Here is a 25,526-nt window from a genome sequence, read left to right as displayed (position 1 = left end):
TGGGATGACCGAGATCACAGAAACGAGGATACAGGAGCCGGAAGGGCGCCGACTGAAAACAGCGGCGGACCATGTCTTCGATCCGCTCGATCCGGATACGGTTCGCAATCCCGGTCCCGCCTATTCGACGCTCGCCAGGCAGTGCCCCTTCTATCATTATAAGGGCGATGATTATCAATTCTACATCACCAGCGACTACAAGGAAATTCGAGACAAGATATTATCCGACAATCCCACATGGTCGTTCAAATGGGGCGACGCACCCATGGACTGGGAAACGTTCAGCGACTTCGGGATATTGACCGATCCGCCCTTCCACCTCGAATATATCGCCGCCCTGCGCAAGGGGATGACGCCGGCCCGGATGCGCTATTATCTGCCGGAGGTGGAGGCGATCGCGGAAGATCTGGTCTCCGGACTTGAAAAGCGCACCGATAAGGAGGGCAATTTCCACGATCTCTTCTGCCTGCCGCTTCCCGCGCGGACCATGTGTTTCATGCTGGGGGCGGATCAGGCGCTCTACGCGGATTACAAGCGCTGGGCGGACGAATTGCAATCGCTGCTGTTCAATGACAAGAACCCAAGCGCCGAACAGACGCTGATCGCGGAGATTCAGCCGCATTTCATGGGCCTTATCGAAGCGCGCAAGCAAATGTTGCGCGATGCGGGCATCGATGAACCCACCCACGACCATTGGGGGACGGTGCTGCCGTTCGATTATATCTCCCTTGGCCTTGTCAGCCGTGTGGAAGGACGGCGTTTCAACGACATGGAATTGTTCCAGATTTGCACCGCGCTGCTGACCGGGGGGCAGGAGACGACCACCAGCCTTCTTACCAACGTCGTCTGGCGGTTGCTGGAAGTCCCCGAACGCTGGGAACGGTTGAAAGCCGAGCCGCATCTGGTGGAGAATGTGATCGAGGAAAGCTTGCGCTTCGACCCGCCGATCAACTCCCATTTCCGCACCAGCCTGTGCCCGGTGCAGATGCATGGCGCGCAGTTGCCCGAACGCAGCAAGCTGATGTTCTCCATGATGGGCGCCAATCGCGATCCGGACATCTTTCCTGATCCCGACAGCTTCGTCATGGATCGGCCACTCAATCAGGTGAAGCGGCATCTGTCCTTCGGCTATGGCGTTCATTTCTGCCTGGGTGCGCCGATCGCCCGGCTGGAGGCACAGGTCGGTCTGCGCAAGCTGGTCGAGCGTTTGCCCCATCTCCGCCTGACCGGAAGTCCCGAGCGGATCAATAGCTGGATATATTGGGGACAGCGCGAACTGCCGGTCGCCTGGGACTAAGCATGGCTTTTCCGCGCCATTTGTGGATCAAATGGCGCGGACGATCAGGCGGCGGCTTCTCCGGCGATGGGCCTTGCGGGCCGTTCCGGTTCAACTTCTACCTGCTGCGGGTAACGGCCCATCAACAGGTAGAGGAATATGGAGGCCGCAAGCCCGCCGATCACAGCGATCAGGGCAACGTGATAATTACCGAAGCGGTCGTACAGGAAGCCGATGCCGACCTGCCCCGCCACGGCCATCAGCGTCATGACGGTGATGGTGCTGCCATAGATGGCGGAATAATGCCGCATGCCGAAATAGCGCGCGGCCATATAGGCGACGATGTCGATCTCCGCGCCCTGCGCCGCGCCGATCAGCACCGCCGAGATCAGCGCCATGGGGAATGTCAGGCTCCCCTGCAACATGAGCAGGCAGCCCAATATCGGCCCCAGGCTGAACAGGCATGCGACCGCGGGCGCCCAGACACGATCGATCAGCGTTCCCGAAACCAACGTGCCGATCAACACCGACCCCGCCAGCACGCCGGTCAACATCGCCGCATCGGCCGGCGCGATGTCGAGGGCGGTCAGCAGCGGCTGGAACTGGCTGAGCAGGGTCGATAACGGCGCATAGCCGAAACCCGCGCAGAGGCACAGCAGCAGGACGCGCGGTTCGCGCCGCAGCAGCCCCAGATAGCTCTCTTTATCCTCCGAACACGCTTGCGACCTTTCAGGCGCGGCCGCCCGCGGAAGATCGCGGATGCCGATCCAGCAGACCGGCAGGCCGACCAGCAGGACGATGCCCGCAAGCAGGTAGAAACCCGCCTGCCATCCCTCCCGCTCGACAAGGGCGTGCAGCGCAGCGGGCAGGAATATACCCAGGATCGATATGCCGACCCGCGTGCATGCCAATGCAAGGCCACGCGACTTGACGAAGCGCGCAGCGACGATGCGGGTGAATGCAAGGCCAGTCGTGAAGATGCCGATAACCTGCAACGCAAGATAGGTCGCATAGAATTGAACCAGCGATCCACCAAGCTGCGTCATGGCCAGATAGGCGACACCTGTCAGCGCCATCGCCACCAGCAACGGACGGCGCACGCCATGGCGATCGAGCAGCGCCCCCGCAAAGGGGGAGAGGATCGCGGTCAGGATCATCCCGTTATGGGCGGCGGCGATTTCTCCCCGCGACCATCCGAAACTTTCCTGCCAGGGCTGTATGAAGATGCTGGCATTGAATTGCAGCATGGAGAAGCCGGTCGCGACCCCCAAGGAGGAGGCGGCAAGGGTCCGCCAATGCCTTTTCCATTCCTGAGCGGCGGTTGTCATGGCACTCTCCTGCAAAGACGAGCGCGCGGCTCCCCGAGGAGAAGCCGCGCGCCGGATGGATCACGTCAGAAGCTGGCCCCCAGTTCGACCCCATAGGTTCTGGGAGGCGAAAGGACCGCATTGGCCCCCGGCGCGGTGAAGACAGGATAGGCGGTGTCGAAGATGTTCTTGGCGAACAGCGCGAGCCGCCACTTCGCGGGTCCCATTTCGACATTCTGCAATGCGATGCGTGCATTGGCGACGTCGCGGCGGATGTCATAGGCGAAGGCGCCGAAGGCTACGCGCCCCGTGCCCGGCGTGTCGCTGGCCACGGCATAATCGCCATGGAAGGCCAGATCGCCGATGCCAACGGGCAGGCTATAGTCGATCGCGAGCGTGACCGCATGTTTCGGCAGGCTCTGGATGCGCAATTCGGCATTGGGATCGATGATGAAATAGCTGCCGGGGCGCTTGCCATGCAGATAGGCGTAGGTCGCGGAAACCTGAAGCCCACGGGTAGGAGCCGCGACGATCTCCAGTTCGCCGCCGCGGATGCGGGTGACGCCCGCAGCGTTGAGCGTATCGGTGATCGCCGGATCGCCGGTCGGATCGAGTTGACTGGTGATCTGGCGGTTGTGGATACGGTTTTCGAACAGCGCCGCGTTGACGCGCAGACGGCGCTCGATCAGGTCGCTTTTCAGGCCGATTTCGAAGGACTTGTTCACCTCCGCGCCAAAGGGCTTGAACAAGGGCGAGCGTACCGACACGCCGCCGGCGCGGTAGGCCTGGGCATAGCGGCCATAGATGTTGATATTGTCGGTGATGTCATAGGCGATGGTGAAGGCAGGATCCCAGCGCCTCTCCCGGAACGGCGCGCCGATGATCGCTGTCGAAACGCCGTTGGACATGGTGCGATCGAAGGTCTTCTTGTCATCCGTGTAGCGCAGGCCCCCCGTCAGATGCAGCCGATTATCCGCGAAATCCGGCGACCATGTCGCCTGTGCGAAACCGGCATAGGAGGTGGATTCGGCGCTTTGGGAATTAAGGCCCGCGCCCGCGCTGCCGACCGAGAACGGATTGACCCCCAGCGCCTGGGTGAAAGTGGGATCGGTATAGACGATGCTGAGCAGCGTCTGGCGGGTATCCTGCACCTTTTCATGAAAATAATAGGCGCCCAGGAAGAACTCGATTTCGGGCAAGCTGCCGACGAGTTGGAATTCCTGGCTCTCCTGCTTCTGCTTGACCTTGTTGTACGAGGTCACGCCCGAAATGCCCCAGATCGGCGTTGCGGGATCGATCCCGAGGCTGGTCCCGCCCAGCCGCGGAAACAGGATGCTGGCGGAGCGGGCAGCAGGGAATTTCGTCAGGCTGAAAGCGCCGCCAAGCTGATTGGCCCCCTCTTCGTCGGTCTTGCGGAAGGCGGTGATCGACCGCAGCGTGAGTGCATCGCTGAGTTCCCATCCCGTCTGAAGCATATGGCCGGACGATTCGGTGCGGAAAGGCGCATTGTAGAGCGATGTCCATGCCGTGTCGGTGCGGCGGTCGATCCGGTCCGTCAGGGGACGCGCACCCGTCAGCGTGGCGAGCGGCAGGATCGTACGCCCGTTCGGGTCGATCAGCGGCGGGCGGACCAGCACATTATAGTCGCGCGTGTCCTTGGTCACGCTATGGTCATAGGCATAGTCGACGGTGATCGCGGAGGTCGGCTGCCACCGCACGCTGGCGCGATACCCTTCGCCGTCAAATGTGCCGAAATCATCCTGTCGAGCGATCCGCGCGACGCGCGGCCCATTCTTGGTCCATCCGCCATGACTGGAATTGAGATAGTCCAGCTTGATCGAAAAACCCGCGATTTCCGGCAGGTTGAGATGGGCCTCGTAACGGCGCTGGTCGAAATTGCCGATCGTCACCTTGCCGTCGCCACCGAATATGCCGGTGGGTTTCTTCGTGACGATGCGGATTGCGCCGCCTTCGGCATTGCGGCCGAACAGCGTGCCCTGCGGCCCGCGCAATATCTCGATCCGCTCAGGGTCCACCAGTTCGGCACCCATGCCCTGGGCCCGGCCCAGATAAACGTCATCGATATAGACGGCGGTGCCCAGTTCCACCGTGCCCTGGCCCGGATCGGCATTGGTGACGCCGCGCATGTCGACGATCAGCATGCTCTGGCTGCCCGCAAAAGGTTGCATCACCACCCCTGGCGGTGGCGACTGGAACAGGGCGGTCAAGCCGGTCGCGCCTCGGGCTTCGAGCGCCTCGCTCGAATAAGCGCTGACGGCAATCGGCACGTCCTGAAGATTTTCGGCGCGCTTCTGGGCGGTGACGATGATTTCCGCAACGCCATCCTGCGCCAGCGCGGGCACAGCAAGACCCGTCAGAAGACCGGGCAGCGAAATCCCGGCCAGATATAATGTCCTTTTCAGCATATCCTCTCCCTTTTCGCACTCATCATTTGCGCCACATGACATATAAGACATACGACTTAATATGAGACACGTCTCTTAGAGAGGAGAGAGCGGCAGCGCCAATCCATGCCGAAATGATCGCCTATGCGATCCATGGCTCGCAAGGACGCCTAGGCGGGAGGATCGGCTTATCTTAACGGGTGGGTGCTGGACGAAGGCAAATGGCTTCGAGCATGCCGAGACCTTCGGCAAGAAATTCCCCTTCGGGCATGACCGCAAGGCCTTCGGCCACATTCTTGTCGCGCTCGAAAATCATGTCGAAAAAGGTGCATGTCCCATGCCGCAGGCGGTAACTGAGCAGGTCCGGCGACACGTCAGGCCGCAGGGCGAAGTATAACGCCATGGCCTCGCCGCTGGCGGGCGTCGAATAAAGCTGGGAATTGCGAATCTCGGCGCCCTCCCTCCACCGTAACGCATGGCGGAAAAACGCGGCGTAGCGATGGACGTCCTGCGCGTCGCGAAGCTCGTAATTGGGCAGGACCAGCGCACCAAGCACCGCTGCGGCATCCGTCTCCCGCCCTTCGGCGCGGATGAGATCCACCATCTCCCGCCGCCGTGCGTCGAGCGCGGGCAGGCGGTGTGCCCAGATCGCGCGCACCAGTTTTTCCCGATCGTTGAAATGATAGCTGACGGCGGAATTATTGGCGGCATTGGCTTCCAGCCTGATCTGGCGCAGCGACACATTTTCGATCCCATGCTCCCCGAACAGCCTTTCCGCCGCCTCTACCAGGGCGAGGGCCGTGCCCTTGAAGGGTTGGGTAGGAAGATCATTCATGACTGGAACCGCTCTTTCGCTCTTGCTGTGGCTCGCTCCGCTATCCGCTCAACGTCGCGATATTGCAACGCCATGGAAAGATGTCCGCACGGGCGTCGGCCGATGAAACCCATCACATAGGCGATGGAAGCGGCTCACCACCCCTTTCCGGCATAGGGCAGCTTGCAATAAGACATGTTTCTTATATCTCACGACCAGACAACGAAAAGCCAGAAAAACATGCCGAGAGGAATGCCCTGATGCTGGATTCGCTATACGGACTATCGGGCAAGAATGCCCTGATCGTCGGTGCGGGCAAGGTGCCGCACGCGATAGCGTCCCTGTTCGAAACGGCGGGCGCCGTAGTCGTCCATGCGCAGGAGCCGGAATTGTCGGAAGAAGGGGTGAAGACCCTGTTCGATGGCACGCCGGAACTCGATATATTGGTGAACGGCGCCGTCGTGACCGGCCCCTGGCCGGTGGATGAGCTCAGCATGGACGAATGGGACCGCGTGCATGCGACCAATGTTCGGGGCGCATTCCTGCTGATGCGGCAAGCCGTCAGGACGATGCGGGCGCACGGGCGCGGCGGCCGCCTTATCAACCTGTCGACCATCGGCTCGGTCCATCCGGTGCTGCATGGCAATTACGCCTATGGATCGTCGCGAGCCGGGACGAACGCCCTCACCCGCCAGTTCGCGCTGGATTGTGCAGCGGACGGCATCGCGTCGAACGCTATCCTGGTCGGCGCCATCCCCTCCGACCCCTTTCCCGCAGGCTGCCCCATGCCTCCTACAGGACCCGGCATGCAGCCGGAGCGCTTTCCCATGGGCCATGGCACGCCGGAAGACGTCGCCCCGGTCGCGCTGATGTTGGCCTCCGCCGCCGGCCGTTACATCAACGGCCAGGCGATCGTCGTCGATGGCGGCTTCCAGATCGCGTGAGGAACGGCTCCATGACCACCCTGTTCGACGGCTTCTACCAAATGGGCTTTGTCGCCCGCGATCTCGACCAGGCCACGGCGGCGCTGGGGAAGCGCTTCGGCGTGAAACACTTCCGTCGCAAGCGCGCCTCGCCGACCATGGACGCCGCCCATGCCTGGGTAGGCTCCACCATGCTGGAACTCATCCAGGTCAGCGCGGGCGCGCCCGACATCTACACGGCCTATGTGCCCGAAGAACCATCTGCCGTCCGACTGCATCATCACGGCTTTCGCGTGGCCGACGCCGCCATATGGGATGAGATCAACAGGCGCATCGAGGAGGCAGGGTGGGCGACGCCGATGCGGGGAGCCGTGATGGATGGCCAGCTCAACTATATCTACGCCGACACGCGTGCCCAAACCGGGATTTACAGCGAATTCGTCTATCTGACCGGAGCAGCGACGTCGATCTATGACGACGTGCCCCATAATTGAAGGGAAAATAGGGATGGCCGACACGGATATGGTCGACATCTATGCGCAGCATCAGGCGCTCTATGGTCGGGTGCAGGTGCCCGACCACGTGCCGCCCGAACTGGTGACCGACTTCGACTATCTGCATCCTGCGGGCATGGAGGAAGGCGATGTCTATACCGCATGGAAAAGACTGCATGATGGCCCGGACATCGTGTGGACGCCCTGCAATGGCGGTCACTGGATCGTGACGCGCGGCGAAGACATCAGGTTCGTGCAGGAAAATTTCGAGATCTTCAGCCATGAAGTGTTCACGATCCCCCGTGGATCTTCGCCCATCCGCATGCCGCCACTGACTGTCGATCCGCCGCTTCATGCCCGGTATCGCGCCATCCTCAACCCTTTCTTCACGCCCAGCCGCGTCTCCCGGATGCGCGAAGATGCGGTCGCGCTGACCCGCAACCTGATCGAACAGATCAAACCGCAGGGAAAATGCGAATTCGTCAACGATTTCGCGCGGGTCATGCCGGTCACGATGTTCCTGGGAATTGTCGATCTGCCGCTCGATCAGCGCGAACAGTTCGTCGAATGGGGCGTCACCTTCATGACCGCCACGGATTCGAAGGTGAAGCTCGGCGCTCAGGAAAAGGTGGTCGCCTATCTTCAAAAAGTGCTTGACGAACGCGCTGCCAATCCCGGCGACGATCTGCTCAGCAGGATTGCCGGCTGGCGAAAAAATTCGCGCTTCCAGGGCGATTATGAAGTCATCGGTATGGCCGTCCTGGTCTTTTTCGGCGGTCTCGATACCGTCGCCAACATGTTGTCGTTCATCACGCGTTACCTCGCGCAGAATAGGCATCAACGCCAGAGACTGATCGATGAACCCGCGATCATTCCCAAGGCCACGGAAGAGTTTCTGCGCCGGTTCGGGCTTTCCAATACGGGACGCCTGATCCTGCGCGACTTGGAATATAAAGGCGCGACCTTCCGAAAGGACGAGATGGTCATGGTGCCGATCTCCATGTCCAGCATGGACGACCGCCTCTACGACAGGCCGATGGAGATCGATTTCGATCGCAACCCCGAACATAACACGTTCGGCAACGGCCCCCACAAATGCGTCGGCAGTCCTCTCGCCCGTGCCGAGATCCAGGTGTTTCTGGAGGAATGGCTGAAGGCGATGCCCGATTTCCGGCTCGATCCGGAACGGCCGCCCGTCACCCATTCGGGTTCGGTCAACGGCGTCGATTCCCTGCCTCTGGTCTGGGATGTCTGATGACCAGGCCCTCGGCGATGACGGATGAGGAGAGCGCGGTCGACCGCATCCTGGATGCGCATCAGCATTTCTGGGATGCGGACGAAAGGCGCGCCACGCCGTTTCGGCCGGAACATTATCAGGCGATGGCCGCCGACACCGATCTGCCGATCGTCGCGACCGTCTTTGCCGAATGCATGACGGCCTATGACATGCGACTGCCGTCCTCCCTCGCTTCCACCGGGGAAACGCGGTTCGCCGCGCGCATGGCTGAACGGCATGCGGCATCCACCATCCGCTTCGCCTCCGGGATCATCGCCTTCGCCGATCCGTTGGCGAACGAAGCCTCCTTCGCGACGGTGGTGGACGCCCATAGGGATGCGGCGAACGGGCGGCTTCGCGCCGTCCGCCGATCGGTGGCGTGGGATGAGGATGGTTCGTTGAACTATGCCGTGCTGCAAACATCGCGGGGCATGCTTGCGCGGCGCGAGATGCGGGATGCCGCGCATATTCTCGCTGACCGCGACCTTCTGTGCGAAACCTGGCTCTATCATCCGCAAATAGGCGAGTTGGAAGAGTTGGCCATGGCGGTGCCCGGCTGCACCTTCATTCTGGACCATGCCGGCACGCCGTTGGCATCCGGCCGCCATGCGGGTGTCGCGGTCGAAGGGGAATGGCGGGACGCCATGGCCGCGCTTGCCGATCGGCCCAATGTCGCGGTGAAGATCGGCGGCCTCGTGACACCGGGAACCGCGGTCGATGCCCGGCGAAAGGCGCGTGGACTGGAGCGCTGGACGCGCGATGCGCTGGCCGAGGATATCGCGCCCTGGCTCGACCATCTGATCGATCGCTTCGGGCCCGGTCGGTGCCTGTTCGAGACCAATTTTCCTGTCGATGCCGCGCATTGCGATCTCGGCATACTGGTAGGCGCCTATCTCGATGTGCTGTCCGGGCTTTCCGACGGGGATCGCCAGGCCATTTTATATGGCAACGCGGCCGCTCTGTACGCGATCACATAAATCGAAGACCGGGAGAGATGACGATGTCCGAAATGCAGCTAGCGCCCAAGCCGGATCATGTACCCGACGCTCTCGTCGTGGACTGGGACTTCACGCGACCGCCCGGTGGCGAAGACAATCTGAACGCTGCGTGGAAACAGCTTCACGATGGACCGGATATCATTTGGACACCCCATAATGGCGGGCATTGGATCGTTACCCGCGCAAATGACATCGAATATATGCAGAAGCATCACGATCCTTTTTCCATGCAGCGGATCGTGCTGCCCGAACATGCCGATCGCCCCCGGCTTCTGCCCATAGAAATGGACCCGCCGGAACATGCGCGTTACCGTTCGATCCTGAACCAGTTCTTCACGCCCCGTGCGATCAAGGCCCTTCAGGACGAAGCGCGTCAACTGGCCATCGCCCTGATCGAAGGCTTCAAGGCAGATGGACGCTGCGAGTTCATCAATGATTTCTCGATGAAACTGCCCATCACGATCTTCATGAAAATGGTGGACCAGCCGCTGGATCAGCTGGATCAGCTTCTGGAATGGACCGAAATGTCGGTCCGCCCGAAAAAGCCGGAAGACCGGACCGCCGCTGCCCTCGCCATGAATGCCTATCTTGAGGATGTCATCGAAGCACGCAGGGCCAGGCCGGGGAACGATCTTCTGAGCGCCGTCGTCATGGCGCAGGTGGGCGGTAATGCCATAGCACGGGAAGACCTGCTCAGCATCACGAGCAACCTCATGTTCGGCGGTCTCGATACCGTTGCATCCTCGCTCGGCTTTGCTGCCAAGTTCCTTGCCGAAAATCCCGCGAAGCGCCGCGAGCTTGTCGAACGCCCCGAATGGATCGCCAACGCGGTGGACGAACTTCTGCGCATGTTCGCGCCGTCATCAACCGCGCGCGTCGTGACCCGCGACGTCGAACATGGCGGTGTCACCTTCCGCGCCGGCGACCGCATCTACATTCGCCCTCTACTGCACGGGATGGACGAACGCAAATTCGCCAATCCGATGGAGGCGGATTGGGAGCGTCCCGCTCTTGAACGCAACTATGCCGCGTTCGGCAATGGACCGCATCGCTGCCCCGGCGCGACGCTCGCCCGCAGTGAAATGCGGATTTTCCTGGAGGAATGGCTGGCGCGAATTCCCGACTTCGCCCTTGATCCCACTGACCGGCCGACTTTCGGCGCAGGCATGGTGAACGCCGTCCTGCGCCTTCCGCTCGTCTGGGATCCCGCCGGGCAGCGCTGATCCCCGCCCCTTCCACCCATCCACATCCCGGGAGCCCCCAATGTCCGATCTTTCTCCACTTTCCGTCTTCGGCCTTGCAGGCAAGTCCGCCATCGTCACCGGCGCAGGGTCCGGTATCGGCAAGGCGACTGCCACGCTGTTCACACAGGTGGGCGCTCGCGTTCTTTTCGTCGATATAGACCCGGACGCCGTCAGCGAGGCGGCAGAGGCATGCCAGTCCCCCTACACCGTCTGCGACATCTCGGATGAAGCGCAGGTCATCGCCACCTTCGACCGGGCGAAAGCGCTGTTCGGCGGCGTCGATGTGCTGGCGAATGTCGCTGCCTACCGGCGCAAGGCGGACACCATGACGATGCCGGCGTCGGAATGGGACATCATGCACGCCGTCACCACGCGCGGCACCTTCCTGATGATGCGGGAGGCCATCAAGATCATGCGCGATCAGGACAGCGGCGGCGCCATCGTCAACGTGTCGTCGGTAAGCGCCGATCATCCGACGATCTTCAACAACACCCATTATGATTCCGCCAAGGCCGGCGTCGATGCGATGACCCGCGCTGCCGCCGTCGAGTTCGCCGAACATGGAATACGTGTCAACTCGATCCAGCCCGGCGGGACGGCGAGCGGCGGCGCGAAAAGGATGGGAAGCGAAATACAGATGCGCGGCCCCATGACCGCGCCCGGCCGCATCCCGTTGGGCCGGATTTCCGATCCCATCGAGCAGGCCCGCGCCATCCTGTTCCTCGCCAGCGATGCGGCAAGCTATATCACCGGCCATCATCTGACCGTCGATGGCGGCTACCGCGTCTCCTGAAACCGCTGCCCTGTTGCGGGGAAGCGTCGACGGGTGCCGTCAATGACGGCCCCTTGGCGCGACCTCCGACAGGCGCCGAAGCAGGTGGTTCAACTGCGTCATTTCGGCCAGGGTCAGGCTGTCTTCGAAATGCAGTTGGACCGCCTGGGCAACCGCCATCAATTCCGTCAGCATCTGGCGCCCTGCCGCGCTAAGGTGAAGCATTTCGCCTTCGGTCACGAGATGGCCGCGCGCCAAAAGCTGTTCGATCGCCTCCAGGGGCAGGTCGACCCCGCCATTCGCGGCGCGGGCGAGCAACGCGTCTCGCGTGCACCCATCGCCCAGGCCGAGCGAAACGAGAACCGTATATTCGGAGGATCGCAAGCCTCTGCGCCGATATTCCCGCCGCAATTCGGCAAAGGCCGCATTATGGGCGCGATGAAGCAGGTGACCGATGAAATAGCGGCCGAACGCGCCGTCCTGATCGATCCGGTCCGGACGAACCGCCGGCGCCTTTGCGGCGACCTGGCCATATTTGCCGCCATGAAATAGCAGCGGCGCACGCTCGCTATGAACAAAGTCGATCACTTCCCCCACGAAGATCGCATGGTCGCCCCCATCATATTCGAACGTCGGACGACATCCGAAACGCGCAGCGCAGTTGGCGATGAAGGGCGCTCCCTCCGGCCCATCCTGGATGTCCAGACCGGCGAACTTGTCTATCCCGCGCGTCGCGAAACGATTGGACAGCTCTTCCTGATCCGCCGACAAGATATGGACCGCCCATCCACTCGCCCGCCGAAAGGCGGCCATGTTCGGACTTTCCAGCGCAAGGCTCCACAACACCATGGGCGGATCGAGCGAGACGCTGTTGAAGCTGCTGGCGGTCAGCCCGACCGGTCGACCATGCTCATCGCGCGTCGTGACGATCGTCACGCCTGTCGCAAAATTGCCCAAGGCATTTCGGAACGCCTTTTTCCTGTCTTCGCGCATGTTCGTCATCCTGTTGCCACCGGTGGAAAGGCGCACAGCGCTAATGCCGCCCATGATGCGACGACAAGAGCTTGGGGAAAGCGATCACAGCATCGATGACAGACGCCCATCTGCAACAGGATGGGCGACATGAGTGGAAGGGACCGCCCGTCACCAGCCGGTCCCTTCATGGCTCATGCTTCGCAGATCAATATGTGAAGCGCACTTCCAGCCCATACATGCGCGGAGCGCCTACCAGCCGGGAGGAGAAGCCGATCTCACGCTCCAACGAATAATTTGCCACCTCATATTTCCTGTCGAGCAGGTTATTGACGAAAAAGGCTGCGTTGATGTTCTGGCCGGATAACTTGTTCAACTCCACGCGTCCGTTCAGCAAGCCATAGCCCGGCGTCACGCCATAGAGCGACCTGTAGGGCCGATCCTGGATATTGAACTTCGACTGGTGATACCAGGTGAGCTGCACGGCGCCTTCCTCCGCGATCGAACCCAGTTCCGACGACAACCGGCCGGTCAGCCCATATTGCCAGCGCGACACGCCCGAGAAGTCGGCCACCGCGGCGACGTTCTGCGTCGTGCCGGTCGCGGAGTCGAAGATGTCGAATCTCTTATATTTGGGGTCGGTGTGCGACAGAAAGCCGCTCAATTCGATGAACCGGTTCGGCCGCAACGTGGTTTCCAGTTCAAATCCCTGGATGCGCGCATTGGCCGCGTTGACGACATTGGTGAAGACCAGCTTCGTGACCGGATCCTGGTAGGGGACGAGCCGCTGGATATCGGAATAATTCGACCGATAAAGCGCGGCGTTGACCGTCACCGATCCGCCATTGCCGAAACGGTGATTATATTTCGCGCCCAGTTCGAAATCGACGACCGTGTCCGGATTGAACGGGACCAATTGTGCCGCCGACTGCGCGCGCGTGCCCCATCCGCCGGCGCGATAACCCTTTCGATTGGAGAAATAGACCAGCAGATCCTGGCTGACCTTCCAGTCCAGGGTCGCGGTATAGGTGAATTTGGAGAATGTCTTCTTCCTGTTCACCAGACATGTCGCTGGATCGAAATCATAGGGATTGCCCGGTGCGGCGGCGACATCGGCTCCGAAACCGCAATATTGGCCCGGCTGACCGATGAGGTAAATGGTGCCATATTCCGCCTGGCGCGTGTCCCAGGTATAGCGGCCGCCCAAAGTCAGCGACAGGCCCCCGGTTATATTGTCCAGCTTCTGTGTGGCGGACCCGAAGACCGACTTGGTCCTGTTCTTCACATTCTCGAACACGTTATAGGGTGTCTGAAACGCATCGAACGAGGGTGCGAGAAGTGAGATCGAGTTGGAAAAGGCCCGAACCTTTTCTTGCATATAATAGGCCCCGACGATCCAGTCGAGTTCATCGGTCGTACCAACGATCTGGAATTCCTCGGAAAATTCTCGGCCATTCTGATTGGTGCCATATTCCATGTATCGGAGATCGGATCCGTCGATATTTTCGAAGTTTTTGGTCTTGTAACGACGATATCCGATGATGTTCTTGAGCGTGACGGCATCACTTATATGATAGCTGGTCGTATTGGTGATGTTCCAGGCAGGCGACGTCTTCGCATAGGAACGAACATTGGATCGCGCTTCGTAGAATCCAAGGGCCTGGCTGTCGTCATAAGCGGCCTGCACGACCGGCAGCGTTTGCAGCGCGGTCAAAGTGCTCGGTGAAACGAATTCGGTCATCCGAAAGCCCGAGCCGTTCGTGCCGGAGCGCATGTAGTTGCCCGAGAAGACGGATTCGAGATTGTCCGTGGGATTCAGCTTCAGCGATATCCGGAACGCACCACCATCGAGGTCCTGCGCATCCTCCCGCCTACCGCCTGGGCTATATGTCTGCTGCCCGTCCTTGAACTCAGGCCGGGGCATATCGGCACCGTCGCGCCGGGTAACGCGGATATAGCCGTCGCGCTTCTCATAACGTCCCGCCACACGCAGCGCCGCGCCTTCGCCAAGCGGAATATTGACATAACCCTCGATCTTTCGATCGTCGAAATTGCCGATGCCGACCATCACCGAAGCCCCGAAGTCGTCAGTCGGCAGTGCGGGGCGGAATATGATGTTGCCGCCCGTCACGTTGAGACCGAACAGCGTACCTTGGGCACCCTTCAGCACTTCGACCGAGGCGAGGTCGAAGGCCACCTGGTCGACACCGAAAGTGCGCTTGAACAGCTGATCGCCGATATAGATGCCGACCGAAGGATCGACCGAAGCCAGGGTGTCGCCCTGGCGCTGGCCACGGATGGTGAAGAGCGGGATCTGGCGGCCACCGCCCGCGCTCTGGCTGACATTGGTGGAGGGCGCAATACGGCGGATATCCTGCACGCTGACGACGCCCTGCCGCTCGATCGCGGCTGCGCCCAGCGCCGTCACCGCGACCGGAACATCCTGCAGACGTTCTTCGCGTCGGCGGGCGGTGACGACGATGTCGTCATTCGCTGGGCGCGCGTCCGCTGCACCCGGCTGCTGCGCCATGGCCGCTGCCGGAACACCCGCCAGAACGCTGCAACCCAAAAGCATGCCGTGAAAAGTCCTGCTGCACCCTCTCATTCGAATCTCCCTGATTTATGGATTTGATCGGCATTCCGTTATCAATGTAGTGATTACTACACAATATATGCATGCAACATGATGGGAGAAGAGGCCGGGCTTTCATCGTCATAGTGCCCGTGGGGCGCGGCGGAGAGGAGGAGGGCACGCAGCCCTTCGATCCCAACGATCATGAATATGATTTATCGACTGTGGCAGAGAAGGAAGATTTCACGCACGATTTCATCGCGAACCTTTCTCTCAATAGTGGTGTCTGCGGATATGATGGGCCTGTGAAGACTTGCGTCACAACATTATAGGTCCTATAAAGTACCTATAAGTGTGGGGAGCGCCAGGAATGCAGGGCGCAGGTGAGAGGATATTCCGATGCCGCAAGTCGCGCAGGCCGTTCCGAGTCATGTTCCCCCCGATTTGGTGCGGGATATCGATATCTATGCCCCACCGGGCATTGAAGGACGGACGACGCACGACGTCCATGCGCTCTGGAAGACTGTGCAGGACAGCAATCCGCCGGTCTTTTGGACGCCGCATCATGGCGGGCACTGGATCGCGACACGCTATAATGAGATTGAACGCATGCTGCGGGAATTCGCCGCATTCTCCAGTTCCGAACCCTTCCTGCCCCGCAACACCTTGCCGCTGCAACTGCCGGTGCAACTCGACCCGCCGGATCATATGAAGTTCCGCAAATTGCTGATGCCGGCCTTCACTCCCAGGATGCTGGCCGCGGCCACGGACCGGGCACGCAGGGCCGCCGTCGAGATTATCGAGCGGATCAGGCCGCAGGGCGAATGCGAGTTCGTCGAGGATTTTGCCGGGACGATGCCCATCGTCGCCTTTCTCACGCTCGTCAACTTGCCGGAGGAAGACTATTCCTATCTACGCGGGCTCGCGATCTACATGTCGAAGCCGACTCATCCCAAGTCTCCACAAGCCTGGTCCGAAGTCTCGGATTATGTTCGCCATCATATAGAATTGCGCAAGAAGGAGCCGCAGGATGACCTCATCAGTTCGATGATTCAGGCGGATGTCGGCGGTCGGAAGATGACGGATGAGGAAATCTTCAGCATGAGCCTGGTTGTCGTCGGCGGCGGCCTCGATACCGTGGTGTCGATGACCAGCTTTGCCGCTTGCTACCTTGCGCAACATCCCGAAAAGCGGCGGGAACTGATCGAAAATCCGGACTATATGAATGATGCGCCGGAGGAGATCGCTCGCCGGTTCGGGACGAGCAATCTGGGTCGCATCGCGCGTGAAGACACCAGCCTGGGCGGTGCCGAACTTCGCAAGGGCGACATGATAGTGGGCATCTTTCCAGCTGCCGGCTTGGACGAGACGATCAATCCCGATCCGATGACGCTCGACTTCACCCGCAAGGGACGGCGGCATCTGGCCTTCGGCACCGGGGTACATACTTGCATCGGCAACAATCTGGCCCGGCGCGAAATCCGCATCTTTCTGGAAGAATGGCTGGCCCGTATCCCCGATTTCCGGCTCACCCCCGGCAAGCCGCCGAAGATGACCACGGGACTGGTGAATTCCATGGAATCGCTCCATCTGAGTTGGATTGTCTGAGCGATTCCGACTGGCCTCTTCTCCGGATGAGCGAAGAGCGGCTCAGGCCTGTCCTTGCATGGCTGCAAGGATCGCCATGCCCTCCATTGCCAGGCCCTGATCCAGTTCAGTCGCCAATCGCGCCCTGATATCGCGGGTGAGCAGGATACGGGTATAGCGATTGGCGACCGCCGGCCGGGCTGCGATCGTACGGGCCAGTTCGCGCGCGCGGGGCATCAGGACGTCAGGTGACAGTATTTCGCCTACCAGGCCCAGCGTCAGGGCCTCCTGCGCGCCGATCTCCTGCCCCGTCATCAGGAAATAACGGCCACGATTCGGCCCCAGCAGCATCGGCCATATGCTGTGCACGCCATCGCCCGGCACCACACCGGCAAGAGCGTGCGGCTTATCGGCGAAGGCAGCACCCTCCGCCGCCAGCACGACATCGGCCAGCAGCGCGATCTCCGCATGGATGAAAGCGGGTCCATTGACGGCGGCCACGACCGGTATCTCTATGGCCAACAGATTGTTGAGCAGTGCCCTGCCCTCCCGGAAGATCACGTCCCAGCTTGCTCCGCCCATTTGCGGCATGTCGCAATCCATGTCGAACTCAGCACAGAATGTGTCGCCCGTGCCGGTGATCAGCAGCACCCGGGCGTCGGGATCGGCAGCGATGTGCGCGAAGGCAATGCCCAATTCCTTGTGCAGGCCACCCCAGAGCGCCCATTTGGCCGAGCCGCCGCGATGGTGGATGCGCAGTTCGACGATCCCGTCATCGTGCGTCATTATGATATTTTCGAACGCCTGGCCCATCTCTCTTTCCCTCGTCCTTTTCCGTGCTATCAAGCACACACTTGATAGCTGGCGTCGACGCCATGGCAAGCAGGAAAGGCGATTGGAAGGATGACGAAGGTCAACGACGCGGTGCAGGAGATGCTGGACCGGCTTGTCGCGGAGGGCAAGGAAATCGGCATTCAGGTCAGCGCCTGGCTGGGCGAGGAACAGATTGTCGATTGCTGGTCGGGCCTCGCTGACGCGACCACCGGCAGGCCGGTCGATGGCGACACGTTGTTCAACGTCTATTCCGTGTCGAAGGCCGTGACCGCCACCGCCCTGCATATCCAGGCCGAAAGGGGCCTGGTGGACTATGATGCGCCCGTCGCCACCTACTGGCCCGAATTTGCCCAGGCCGGAAAGGGGGACGTCACCATCCGCCACATCCTGTCCCATGTCTCCGGCGTGCTGCGCATGCCGCCGGACGTGACGCCCGAACTGATGACCAACTGGGACTGGATGTGCCGCCGCATCGCGGAGATGGAGGGGGTCTATCCCGCCGGCAGCCGTTCCTCCTACCAGTCGATGACCTTCGGCTGGATGGTGGGCGAAGTGGTCCGCAGGACCGATCCCAAACGCCGCCCCCTTCGGCCAGTTCATCAAGGAGGAGATAGCGGACCCGCTGGGCGCCGCCGATCTGTGGATGGGCATCCCCGATTCCGTCGAGCCACGCATCGCCAAGCTGGACGCCGCCGCCGTCTATGTCGCTCCCGACAATAATATGATGCGGGAGGCGCAGCCGCTGGTCGTCGACCTGATGCCCGATCCGTTCGAGCGGCCCTATGTGCGCCGCGCGTGCATTCCGGCCGTCGGCGGCATCTTCAGCGCGCGGAGCAACGCCCGCTTCTGGGCGATGCTGGCCAATGGCGGGCAATTCAACGGCGTGCGCCTGCTGTCGGAGGAACGCGTCGCCAGCTTCGCCGCCCCGCGCCCGCATTTCGAGGATGCCGATCCCGTCTTCTTCGGCATGGTCGTGCCCATCGCCTGGTCGGGCTTCTGGCTGGGCGGCGCGGAAAACCCTCCGGTCTCCGCCCCTCGCAACATGCGCGCGCTCTGCCATCCGGGCATGGGCGGCAATATCGGCTGGGCGGACCCTGAAACCAAATTGGCCGTCGGCATCTGCCACAACCGCATGTTCGATACGATCGATATCGCAGAAGACAGCCGCACCATCATCGGCGATGTGATCCGGGCGGCCCTGTGATGACTTACGACTATATCATCGTCGGCGGCGGCTCCGCCGGATGCGTGCTGGCGGACCGCCTGTCGGAAAATCCGGCGAACAGCGTGCTGTTGCTGGAGGCAGGGCCGGACGACCGCAACCCCTTCATCCACATGCCGCGCGGCGCCGCGAAGCTCTACACCGACCCCCGGCATGTCTGGTATTTCCAGACCGAACGGCATGAAGCCATTCCCCCGGAAACCTGGATACGCGGCAAGATGCTGGGCGGCTCGTCCTCGGTCAACGGCATGATGTATTTCCGTGGTCAGCCCGAAGATTATGACGGGTGGGAAGCCCTTGGCGCCAAGGGCTGGGGATGGAACAGGATCGGCGCGGCCTTCCGCGCGATGGAAGGCCACGAGCTGGGCGGCGACGAGGTGCGCGGCGGCGACGGTCCTCTCCGCATCTCGGTCGAGCCGATACGTGACCCGCTGACCGAAGCCTTCATCGCAGCGGGTGAACAGATGGGCTTGCCGCGTGTTACCGACCTCAACCGGTCTGGCCGTGCCGGCGTCGGCTATGCCCCGCGCACCATATGGAAGGGCAAGCGGCAGAGTGCGGCGCAAGCCTTCCTCAAGCGCGCGCGCGGCAGGACCAATCTGCGCGTCGTCACCGGCGCGATTGTCGACAAGATCCTGTTCACCGACCGCCGCGCAACCGGCGTTCGCGCCAATGTGAACGGGGCGGCCCAGGACTTCGCAAGCGGGCGCGAAATCATCGTCAGCGCCGGCGCGCTGATGTCGCCGCAAATCCTTCAGCGCTCGGGCGTCGGCTCTGCCGAACTGCTGCGCGATCTTGGCATCCCCGTCGTTGCCGACAATCGGGGCGTGGGCGAACATATGCTGGAACATCGCCTGCTTTCGATGGTCTATGACCTTGCCGTTCCGCATAGTCAGAACAAGGATCTGGCGGGCCTGAAACTGATCGGCAACGTGCTGCGCTATTATCTCACTCGCACCGGGCCGATGGCGGCGGGATATGGCAATGTCGGCGCCTTTGCGACCGTGCTGCCGGAATCGGAGACGCCCGACATCGAAATCCTGCTGTCGCCCGCCGTCGCGGCACCGGATGCAAAGGGCAATATGGCCATCGATCCGGCGCACAGCATCACCCTGTTCGGCTATCCCCTGCGTTCACGCAGTGAAGGGTCGGTGCGGATCACGGCAGCCGACCCTATGGCTCAGGCCAAAATTCGGGCGGGCTACCTTACCGATCCCTATGATTGCGCGGTCACCGTGGCGATGCACCGCTATCTGCGCGACTGGATGTCCCGTCCCGCCATCGCCCCGATGATCGCGGGAGAGCGGGAGCCGACCCGTTCGCTCCAGACCGACGATGAAATCCTCTCCGCCTTCCGCCAGATCGGCCAGGCAGGCTATCATGCCTGCGGAACCTGCCGCATGGGGGATTTCGCCGATGCGGTCCTGGACGAAAAACTGCGCGTGAAGGGCGTGGACGGCTTGCGCGTCATGGATGGATCGATCATGCCTACGATGGTTTCGGCCAATACCAACGGGCCGATCATGGCGTCGGCCTGGAATGCGGCCGACATGATCTTGGAGGAGCGCAATCGCTAAAATCCTGACAGACGAAACCGCCTCCGCCGAAGATGGCGGGCGCGTGCGGCGGCGGCGGCGTACACGCGAGGACGTGGTCCAGCGCATCTGCGACGCGGCGCGGCAATTGTTCGCGGAGCGCGGCTATGGCGGCACCACGACGCGGGAAATCGCGCGTCTGGCCGATGTCAGCGAGACCTTGCTGTTCCGCTATTATCGCGACAAGGCCGGGCTGTTCAATGAGGTGGTGATCGCGCCGTTCCACACGCTGATGGCGGACTTCGTGGAACTGCATCCCGATCCCACCGCTCCATTCCCCCGACAGGCGGAGACGCGCCGCTTCACCCGGCAGGTCTATGAATTGTTCGAGGGCAATGAGGCGATGTTCCGTGCCCTCCTCGCCGGACCACCGAGCGCTGGCGAAGATGCGGCGCCGGGTTTGCGCGGACTTGCTCCCTTTTTCGAACAGTCGGTCGATCAGGTCCGCCGGCGCTATGCGCTCGCGGAAATCGATCCGCCTTTCGACCTGGGTATCGGCGTGCGGCTGGGCTTTGGCATGATCGCCGCCAGCGTGATCCTGCGCGACGCGCTCTTTCCCGACCCGCCGGGCCGTGAAGCCGTGCTGGACGTGCTGGAGCAATTGATCGCCCAGTCGCTGGTGGGGCCACCGCTCGATTGACAGCACCGGCAGGCGGACTTATGTAGCATATACTGCATAGGAGAGATTCCGGCCATGGAAACCGCCGTCAAGATTCAGGAATATGACGATCCGAGCTACGATCCGTTCAGCGCGGACGACATCAATTTCGGAGATACGCTGGACCCCTATCCGGAGATCGCGAAATGGCGGGCGCAAGCCCCGGTTCTGGAGGGCGACTACCGCCCGAAAATGGGCCTGCAATCCGCCACCTATCCCGATCGCAGGATGTTCACGGTCGTCGGTTCGGACGAGATATTGACGGTCCTGACCGACACCGACCGCTTCTCCAACCATGGCTATAAGTTCAACATCGGCGAGACGTTCGGCCAGGGCAGCATCAGCGTCATGGACAATCCCGAACATGGCCGCTGGCGGAAGATCTTCCAGAAGATATTCCTGCCCCAATATGTGAAAACATGGGGCGAAACCATCGTCGATCCGGTGGTTCACAAGTTGATGGACAAATTCGTGGACACCGGCAGCGCCGATCTCATCGAACAATTCACGCTGCTCTATCCTTTCGAAGTCATCTATCAGCAGCTCGATCTGCCGGAATCGGATGTCCGCACTTTTCAGCGGCTGGCCATTGGCCAGACCGACTATATGCACATCGACAAGGCGCAGGAGGCATCCCGCAAGCTGGGCGAGTATTTCACCGCCCTGGTCGAGGAACGGCGGCGCAATCCGGGCGACGATCTGGTCAGCCTGCTCGCCAATACCGAAGTGGACGGCGATTATCTGCCGCCCCTGGTGCTGATCTCCTTCCTGCGGCAATTGATGAACGCGGCTGGCGACACCACCTATCGCGGGACCAGCGTGCTGTTGACCGCGCTGTTGGAGAATCCCGAACAGCTCGACGCCATCCGGGCGGACCGCAAACTCATCCCCGTCGCGATCGAGGAAGCGCTGCGCTGGGACGGTCCCGTGGCCGTGCAGCTTCGCATGGCGAAGGTGGATGTGGTGCTCGGCGGCGTGGAGATTCCGGCCGGATCGCTGCTCGACGTGGTGGCGGGCGCGGCCAATCGCGACCCGGCGATCTTCCCCGATCCCGACAAGTTCGACATATTCCGCGAGCGCAAGGCGCATTTCTCCTTCTCTCGCGGGCCGCATATCTGCGTCGGCCAGCATCTGGCGCGGGTGGAGATGACCCGCGCGCTGCACGCGGTGCTGGATAACCTGCCCAATCTGCGCTTCGACCCGGACAAGCCGCGACCCGAAATTCGCGGATCGATGATGCGGGTGCCCAAGCATCTCCATGTCCGCTTCGGCGACTGATCTTCATTCAAGGGAACCTATATGCCAAATGTGATCGTCACGACCCGCGATGGCGCGGAAAAGGAAATTGCCGCCGAAACCGGGCTGTCCTTGATGGAAGCGATCCGCGATGCCGGGATCGACGAAATGCTGGCGCTTTGCGGGGGCTGCTGCTCTTGCGCCACCTGCCATGTGAAGGTCGATCCGGCCTTCATCGGCCTGTTGCCCGCGATCAGCGAGGATGAGAGCGACCTGCTCGACAGTTCGGAGCATCGCGACGAACATTCGCGATTGTCCTGCCAGATCCCCCTCACGGCGGAGCTGGACGGCCTGCGCGTCGCAATCGCGCCGGAGGATTGAGGGGGCGGCGAACGGCAGGAGCCGCGCGACCCATCGCATCTGTGAAATCCTGGCCCATCGACGGGCGCCGCCCTTGCCGCGCCCCTCCCTAGGGTCAAGACAGTTTCGGAGAGGGAAACAGAAAATGAGCGCTGATATGACAAGCGTGCCCGAAGGCGAGTTGGCGCCGCGTCCCGACCATGTACCGGCCGCGCTGGAGCGTGATTTCAACATCTACGATGTTCCCGGATCGGCAGAGGATGTGCAGGCCGCTTATGCGGCGATCCAGCAGGCCAATCCCGACATTTTCTGGACGCCGCACAATGGCGGTCACTGGGTTGCGACCCGGGGCCAAGACATTATCGCGATGCAGCGCGACTATCATCATTTCTCGCACAAGCATATCGTCCTGCCCCCCATGCCGGAGGGCACGCCGCGCCAGATTCCGCTGGAGATGGACCCGCCCGAACATGCGCGATACCGGCGTCCGTTGATGCAGTCGCTGATGCCGGCGATCGTGTCGGAACTCGAAAGCAAGGTGCGCGACGTCGCGATAGAGGCGATAGAGCGCGTCCTGCCGCAGGGCGAATGCGAATTCATCGAGGATTTCGCGAAGATTCTCCCCATCCACGTCTTCCTGGAACTGGTGGACCTGCCCATATCCGACAAGAATCGCCTGCTGCCGATCGCGGAACGTTCGGTGCGGGGTCATACAGCCGAGATCCGGCTGAACGCGCAGCAGGAGATGGGCGGGTATCTGCTGGACAAGATCCGCGCCCGCCGGGAAAATCCCGGAGACGACCTGCTGAGCAAGCTGGTCAATGTGAATGTCGGTGATGGCCGAATCTCCGAGATGGAGGCCGTCAGCTATTCGACACTGGTGCTGTTCGGCGGATTGGACACCGTGGCCGGAATGATCGGGTTCATTGCCCGATTCCTGGCAATGAACCCCGGCCATCGCAGACAGCTTGTCGAACGGCTGGATGACGAAGATTTCGTCAAGCACGCCATCGAAGAAATGATTCGCCGCCATGGACTTGCCAATACGGCACGCGTGATCGTCGAAGACTTTGAATATGGAGGTGTGAACTTCCGGGCGGGTGACCGTATCCTGCCCGCCAATCTGTGGGTTGGCATGGACGACCGCGTGAACGAAAATCCACTCGTCGTGGATTTCAACCGGGAAAAGCCGGTGCATGCGGCGTTCGGAAATGGGCCCCATGCCTGCCCTGGGGCAGTCCTGGCGCGGCGGGAAATCCGCATTTTCCTTCAGGAATGGCTGAGCCGCATTCCGGATTTCCGCATCAAGGCCGGAACGAAGCCGGTGCTGGCGACGGGCATGGTCAACGGCGTGCTCCGTCTCGACCTGTGCTGGCCCTGAACCACGGCCAATCGCTTCCCTACGCGTAGGAGGACGGCGCGAATATCATGCCTCGCAAGCCTGTTGACCAACTCAATGCCGGCCGTTCCTTCTATGCCCGCCATATGCCCGACATGGCGAGCGAGCATTTCGGCCCGCTCTGGCATTTCTTCACGGTCGGGCATCTGGTCACGACCGATCTCGACAGCATCGCCGGCAAGCTGGGATATAGTTTCGCCGATCTCGACCTGCTCGGCACGCTGGCGATCGACCAGGACATCCCTCATCGGGCAACTGATCTCGCCTCCACCCTCTATGTGTCCGATGCCGTGATCTCGACCAGGATAGCGCGGCTGGAAAAAGACGGCCTGCTGGAAAGGCGCCGCAATCCGGAAGACCGTCGGGCCTTCGATTTGTTCCTGACGCCGAGGGGCCGCGCGCTGATCGAGCGGGCGATCGTCGACATAGCCGCGCAATCGAAGCTGGTCCGCTTCTTCCGCCAACTCAGCGCTGCCGACCAGCAGACGCTTTCCCGTCTGCTGGGCGACCTGCATCAGCGGTTCGACCGCGAATTCATGGGCGGACCCTATAGCGATCGATAAGCCAATGCCCGGCCCGCCACGGCCGGGCCGGACTTGTTCCGTTCAGATCAGCCCCTGGCGCCGTGCCGCCTTCGCGACGGCGGTGAACTCATCATAGACGGTCAGCGGTTCATGGGCGATGGCGCCGTCCGTGATGCTGCTCCAATGAGCAGCAATATCCTCCACGGCAGGCGGCGTCACTCCCATCGGCGCGACCCAACCGTCCGCGGCGCAGATGCGCACCTTGGCATAACGCCCGCTATTCTGCGAATAGATGCCATGGGTGGAGGTGCATTGTTCGCTGACCAGATAGACGGCAAGCGGCGTGTTGAAGGGCACTTCGACACGGCCCTCGCTCGCGGCATAATCGGCGCCCTGCACCGCTTCCGCAAAGGCGGGAATTTCCATGAAACCGGCATCCATTTCCGCCGCCAATCGCGATTGCGCCGTGGGCAGCAGCAGGTTCGACGTGATGCCATAGGCCGATCCCTCGATCGCGACGATATGGCTGAGACCTATGAGCCCGCCCTTGGCCGCCGCGTAATTGGCCTGCCAGGCATGGCCGAACATCGCGGATGCCGAGCCGGTGAAAAGGAACCGGCCATAGCCGTTCCGGCGCATCGCCTTATAGGCGGGCTGGGCGACGTAGATCGCCCCCTTCAGATGCACGTCGATGATCGCGTCGATCTGCTCGTCGGTCAGATCCTCGAACCGGGCATTGCGCAGGAAGCCCGCATTGTTGATGCAGATGTCGACCTTGCCGAAGGCGTCGAGGGCGGTCTGGACGATGGCCGCGCCCCCCTGCCGGGTCGACACGCTGTCATAATTGGCGACCGCTTCCCCGCCCGCGTCGCGAATTTCCTGCACCACAAGGTCCGCCGCATTATGCGATTCCCCCTGCCCCGATCCGCTGCCGCCCAGATCGTTGACCACGACCTTCGCGCCGCGCCGGGCAAGCTCCAGCGCATAATCCCTGCCCAGGCCGTTGCCCGCGCCCGTGACGATCGCCACGCGGCCGTCGAAGCGTAAATCCGTCATAT

General features: G+C 61.7%; 23 protein-coding genes. 16 read left to right on the top strand and 7 right to left on the bottom strand.

Translation table 11 applies throughout. From position 1 onward, the window contains the following. Positions 1 to 4 precede the first annotated feature (4 nt). On the top strand, positions 5 to 1,297 hold the full coding sequence (locus YP76_RS26660) for a cytochrome P450 (RefSeq protein ID WP_052757424.1): 1,293 nt from the start codon (positions 5 to 7) through the stop codon (positions 1,295 to 1,297). A gap of 44 nt (positions 1,298 to 1,341) precedes the next feature. Here YP76_RS26660 and YP76_RS26655 read toward each other — a convergent pair whose 3' ends face one another. The 3 genes from YP76_RS26655 to YP76_RS12675 form a co-directional block, all read right to left on the bottom strand. Next, the gene (locus tag YP76_RS26655; protein WP_052757409.1) at positions 1,342 to 2,604 is read right to left on the bottom strand and encodes an MFS transporter; all 1,263 of its coding nucleotides are present in this window, start codon (positions 2,602 to 2,604) and stop codon (positions 1,342 to 1,344) included. 65 nt (positions 2,605 to 2,669) lie between these two features. Further along, on the bottom strand, positions 2,670 to 5,009 hold the full coding sequence (locus YP76_RS12680) for a TonB-dependent receptor (RefSeq protein ID WP_046763939.1): 2,340 nt from the start codon (positions 5,007 to 5,009) through the stop codon (positions 2,670 to 2,672). Between the two features lie 172 nt (positions 5,010 to 5,181). Beyond that, positions 5,182 to 5,823, bottom strand: coding sequence for a TetR/AcrR family transcriptional regulator (locus YP76_RS12675; protein WP_046763938.1), 642 nt, complete (start codon positions 5,821 to 5,823; stop codon positions 5,182 to 5,184). A 239-nt stretch (positions 5,824 to 6,062) separates the two neighbouring features. Between YP76_RS12675 and YP76_RS12670 the strand changes: the two genes are divergently transcribed. The 6 genes from YP76_RS12670 to YP76_RS12645 are packed head-to-tail and all read left to right on the top strand — an operon-like array spanning position 6,063 to position 11,530. Then, positions 6,063 to 6,746: an SDR family NAD(P)-dependent oxidoreductase gene (locus YP76_RS12670; protein WP_052757408.1), complete on the top strand. Its 684-nt coding sequence runs from the start codon at positions 6,063 to 6,065 to the stop codon at positions 6,744 to 6,746. An 11-nt stretch (positions 6,747 to 6,757) separates the two neighbouring features. Beyond that, positions 6,758 to 7,219, top strand: a complete 462-nt coding sequence (locus YP76_RS12665) for a VOC family protein (RefSeq protein WP_052757407.1) — start codon at positions 6,758 to 6,760, stop codon at positions 7,217 to 7,219. Positions 7,220 to 7,232: 13 nt separating this feature from the next. Then, positions 7,233 to 8,474, top strand: a complete 1,242-nt coding sequence (locus YP76_RS12660; protein ID WP_052757406.1) for a cytochrome P450 — start codon at positions 7,233 to 7,235, stop codon at positions 8,472 to 8,474. Beyond that, the gene (locus tag YP76_RS12655) at positions 8,474 to 9,472 is read left to right on the top strand and encodes an amidohydrolase family protein (RefSeq protein ID WP_046763937.1); all 999 of its coding nucleotides are present in this window, start codon (positions 8,474 to 8,476) and stop codon (positions 9,470 to 9,472) included. Before YP76_RS12660 ends, YP76_RS12655 begins: the two co-directional genes overlap by 1 nt. A 17-nt stretch (positions 9,473 to 9,489) precedes the next feature. Then, the gene (locus YP76_RS12650) at positions 9,490 to 10,716 is read left to right on the top strand and encodes a cytochrome P450 (protein WP_046763936.1); all 1,227 of its coding nucleotides are present in this window, start codon (positions 9,490 to 9,492) and stop codon (positions 10,714 to 10,716) included. Positions 10,717 to 10,756: 40 nt separating this feature from the next. Beyond that, positions 10,757 to 11,530, top strand: a complete 774-nt coding sequence (locus tag YP76_RS12645) for an SDR family NAD(P)-dependent oxidoreductase (protein ID WP_046763935.1) — start codon at positions 10,757 to 10,759, stop codon at positions 11,528 to 11,530. Between the two features lie 39 nt (positions 11,531 to 11,569). Here YP76_RS12645 and YP76_RS12640 read toward each other — a convergent pair whose 3' ends face one another. Continuing rightward, positions 11,570 to 12,502 (bottom strand): flavin reductase, encoded by a 933-nt coding sequence (locus tag YP76_RS12640; RefSeq protein ID WP_052757405.1) that lies wholly within the window; start codon positions 12,500 to 12,502, stop codon positions 11,570 to 11,572. 187 nt (positions 12,503 to 12,689) lie between these two features. After that, positions 12,690 to 15,056: a TonB-dependent receptor gene (locus tag YP76_RS12635; protein WP_046763934.1), complete on the bottom strand. Its 2,367-nt coding sequence runs from the start codon at positions 15,054 to 15,056 to the stop codon at positions 12,690 to 12,692. A gap of 396 nt (positions 15,057 to 15,452) precedes the next feature. On the opposite strand from YP76_RS12635, the gene YP76_RS12630 reads away from it, so the two are divergent. Continuing rightward, positions 15,453 to 16,661 carry a cytochrome P450 gene (locus tag YP76_RS12630; protein WP_046763933.1) on the top strand — a complete coding sequence of 403 codons (1,209 nt, stop codon included), beginning with the start codon at positions 15,453 to 15,455 and terminating at the stop codon, positions 16,659 to 16,661. Between the two features lie 42 nt (positions 16,662 to 16,703). On the opposite strand, the gene YP76_RS12625 is transcribed toward YP76_RS12630, so the two are convergent. Further along, positions 16,704 to 17,426 (bottom strand): enoyl-CoA hydratase/isomerase family protein, encoded by a 723-nt coding sequence (locus YP76_RS12625; protein ID WP_232307532.1) that lies wholly within the window; start codon positions 17,424 to 17,426, stop codon positions 16,704 to 16,706. A gap of 117 nt (positions 17,427 to 17,543) precedes the next feature. Between YP76_RS12625 and YP76_RS29085 the strand changes: the two genes are divergently transcribed. The 8 genes from YP76_RS29085 (at position 17,544) to YP76_RS12590 (ending at position 24,507) form a co-directional block, all read left to right on the top strand. Continuing rightward, positions 17,544 to 18,194, top strand: a complete 651-nt coding sequence (locus YP76_RS29085; protein WP_269748642.1) for a serine hydrolase domain-containing protein — start codon at positions 17,544 to 17,546, stop codon at positions 18,192 to 18,194. Further along, positions 18,085 to 18,678, top strand: coding sequence for a serine hydrolase (locus YP76_RS29080; protein ID WP_332307419.1), 594 nt, complete (start codon positions 18,085 to 18,087; stop codon positions 18,676 to 18,678). The genes YP76_RS29085 and YP76_RS29080 overlap by 110 nt, the downstream gene beginning before the upstream one ends. Then, a complete protein-coding gene (locus tag YP76_RS12615; protein WP_046763931.1) occupies positions 18,678 to 20,273 on the top strand; it encodes a GMC family oxidoreductase in 1,596 nt (531 codons plus the stop codon). Before YP76_RS29080 ends, YP76_RS12615 begins: the two co-directional genes overlap by 1 nt. 43 nt (positions 20,274 to 20,316) lie before the next feature. Beyond that, positions 20,317 to 20,931: a TetR/AcrR family transcriptional regulator gene (locus YP76_RS12610; protein WP_084733134.1), complete on the top strand. Its 615-nt coding sequence runs from the start codon at positions 20,317 to 20,319 to the stop codon at positions 20,929 to 20,931. A 54-nt stretch (positions 20,932 to 20,985) separates the two neighbouring features. Further along, positions 20,986 to 22,227 carry a cytochrome P450 gene (locus YP76_RS12605; RefSeq protein ID WP_046763929.1) on the top strand — a complete coding sequence of 414 codons (1,242 nt, stop codon included), beginning with the start codon at positions 20,986 to 20,988 and terminating at the stop codon, positions 22,225 to 22,227. Positions 22,228 to 22,248: 21 nt separating this feature from the next. Continuing rightward, positions 22,249 to 22,566 carry a 2Fe-2S iron-sulfur cluster-binding protein gene (locus tag YP76_RS12600; RefSeq protein ID WP_046763928.1) on the top strand — a complete coding sequence of 106 codons (318 nt, stop codon included), beginning with the start codon at positions 22,249 to 22,251 and terminating at the stop codon, positions 22,564 to 22,566. Between the two features lie 124 nt (positions 22,567 to 22,690). Continuing rightward, complete coding sequence (locus YP76_RS12595) at positions 22,691 to 23,926, top strand: cytochrome P450 (protein ID WP_198147479.1); 1,236 nt, start codon at positions 22,691 to 22,693, stop codon at positions 23,924 to 23,926. A 47-nt stretch (positions 23,927 to 23,973) separates the two neighbouring features. Further along, entirely contained in the window at positions 23,974 to 24,507 is a 534-nt protein-coding gene (locus YP76_RS12590) for a MarR family winged helix-turn-helix transcriptional regulator (protein ID WP_046763927.1), read from the top strand. A gap of 42 nt (positions 24,508 to 24,549) precedes the next feature. Here YP76_RS12590 and YP76_RS12585 read toward each other — a convergent pair whose 3' ends face one another. After that, positions 24,550 to 25,524: an SDR family NAD(P)-dependent oxidoreductase gene (locus tag YP76_RS12585; protein WP_046763926.1), complete on the bottom strand. Its 975-nt coding sequence runs from the start codon at positions 25,522 to 25,524 to the stop codon at positions 24,550 to 24,552. Positions 25,525 to 25,526 lie beyond the last annotated feature (2 nt).

The sequence above is a fragment of the Sphingobium chungbukense genome, assembly GCF_001005725.1.
GTDB classification, from domain to species: Bacteria; Pseudomonadota; Alphaproteobacteria; order Sphingomonadales; family Sphingomonadaceae; genus Sphingobium; species Sphingobium chungbukense.
Note: the sequence above shows the minus strand (reverse complement) of the source record. Positions and strands in the feature narration are given on the sequence as shown.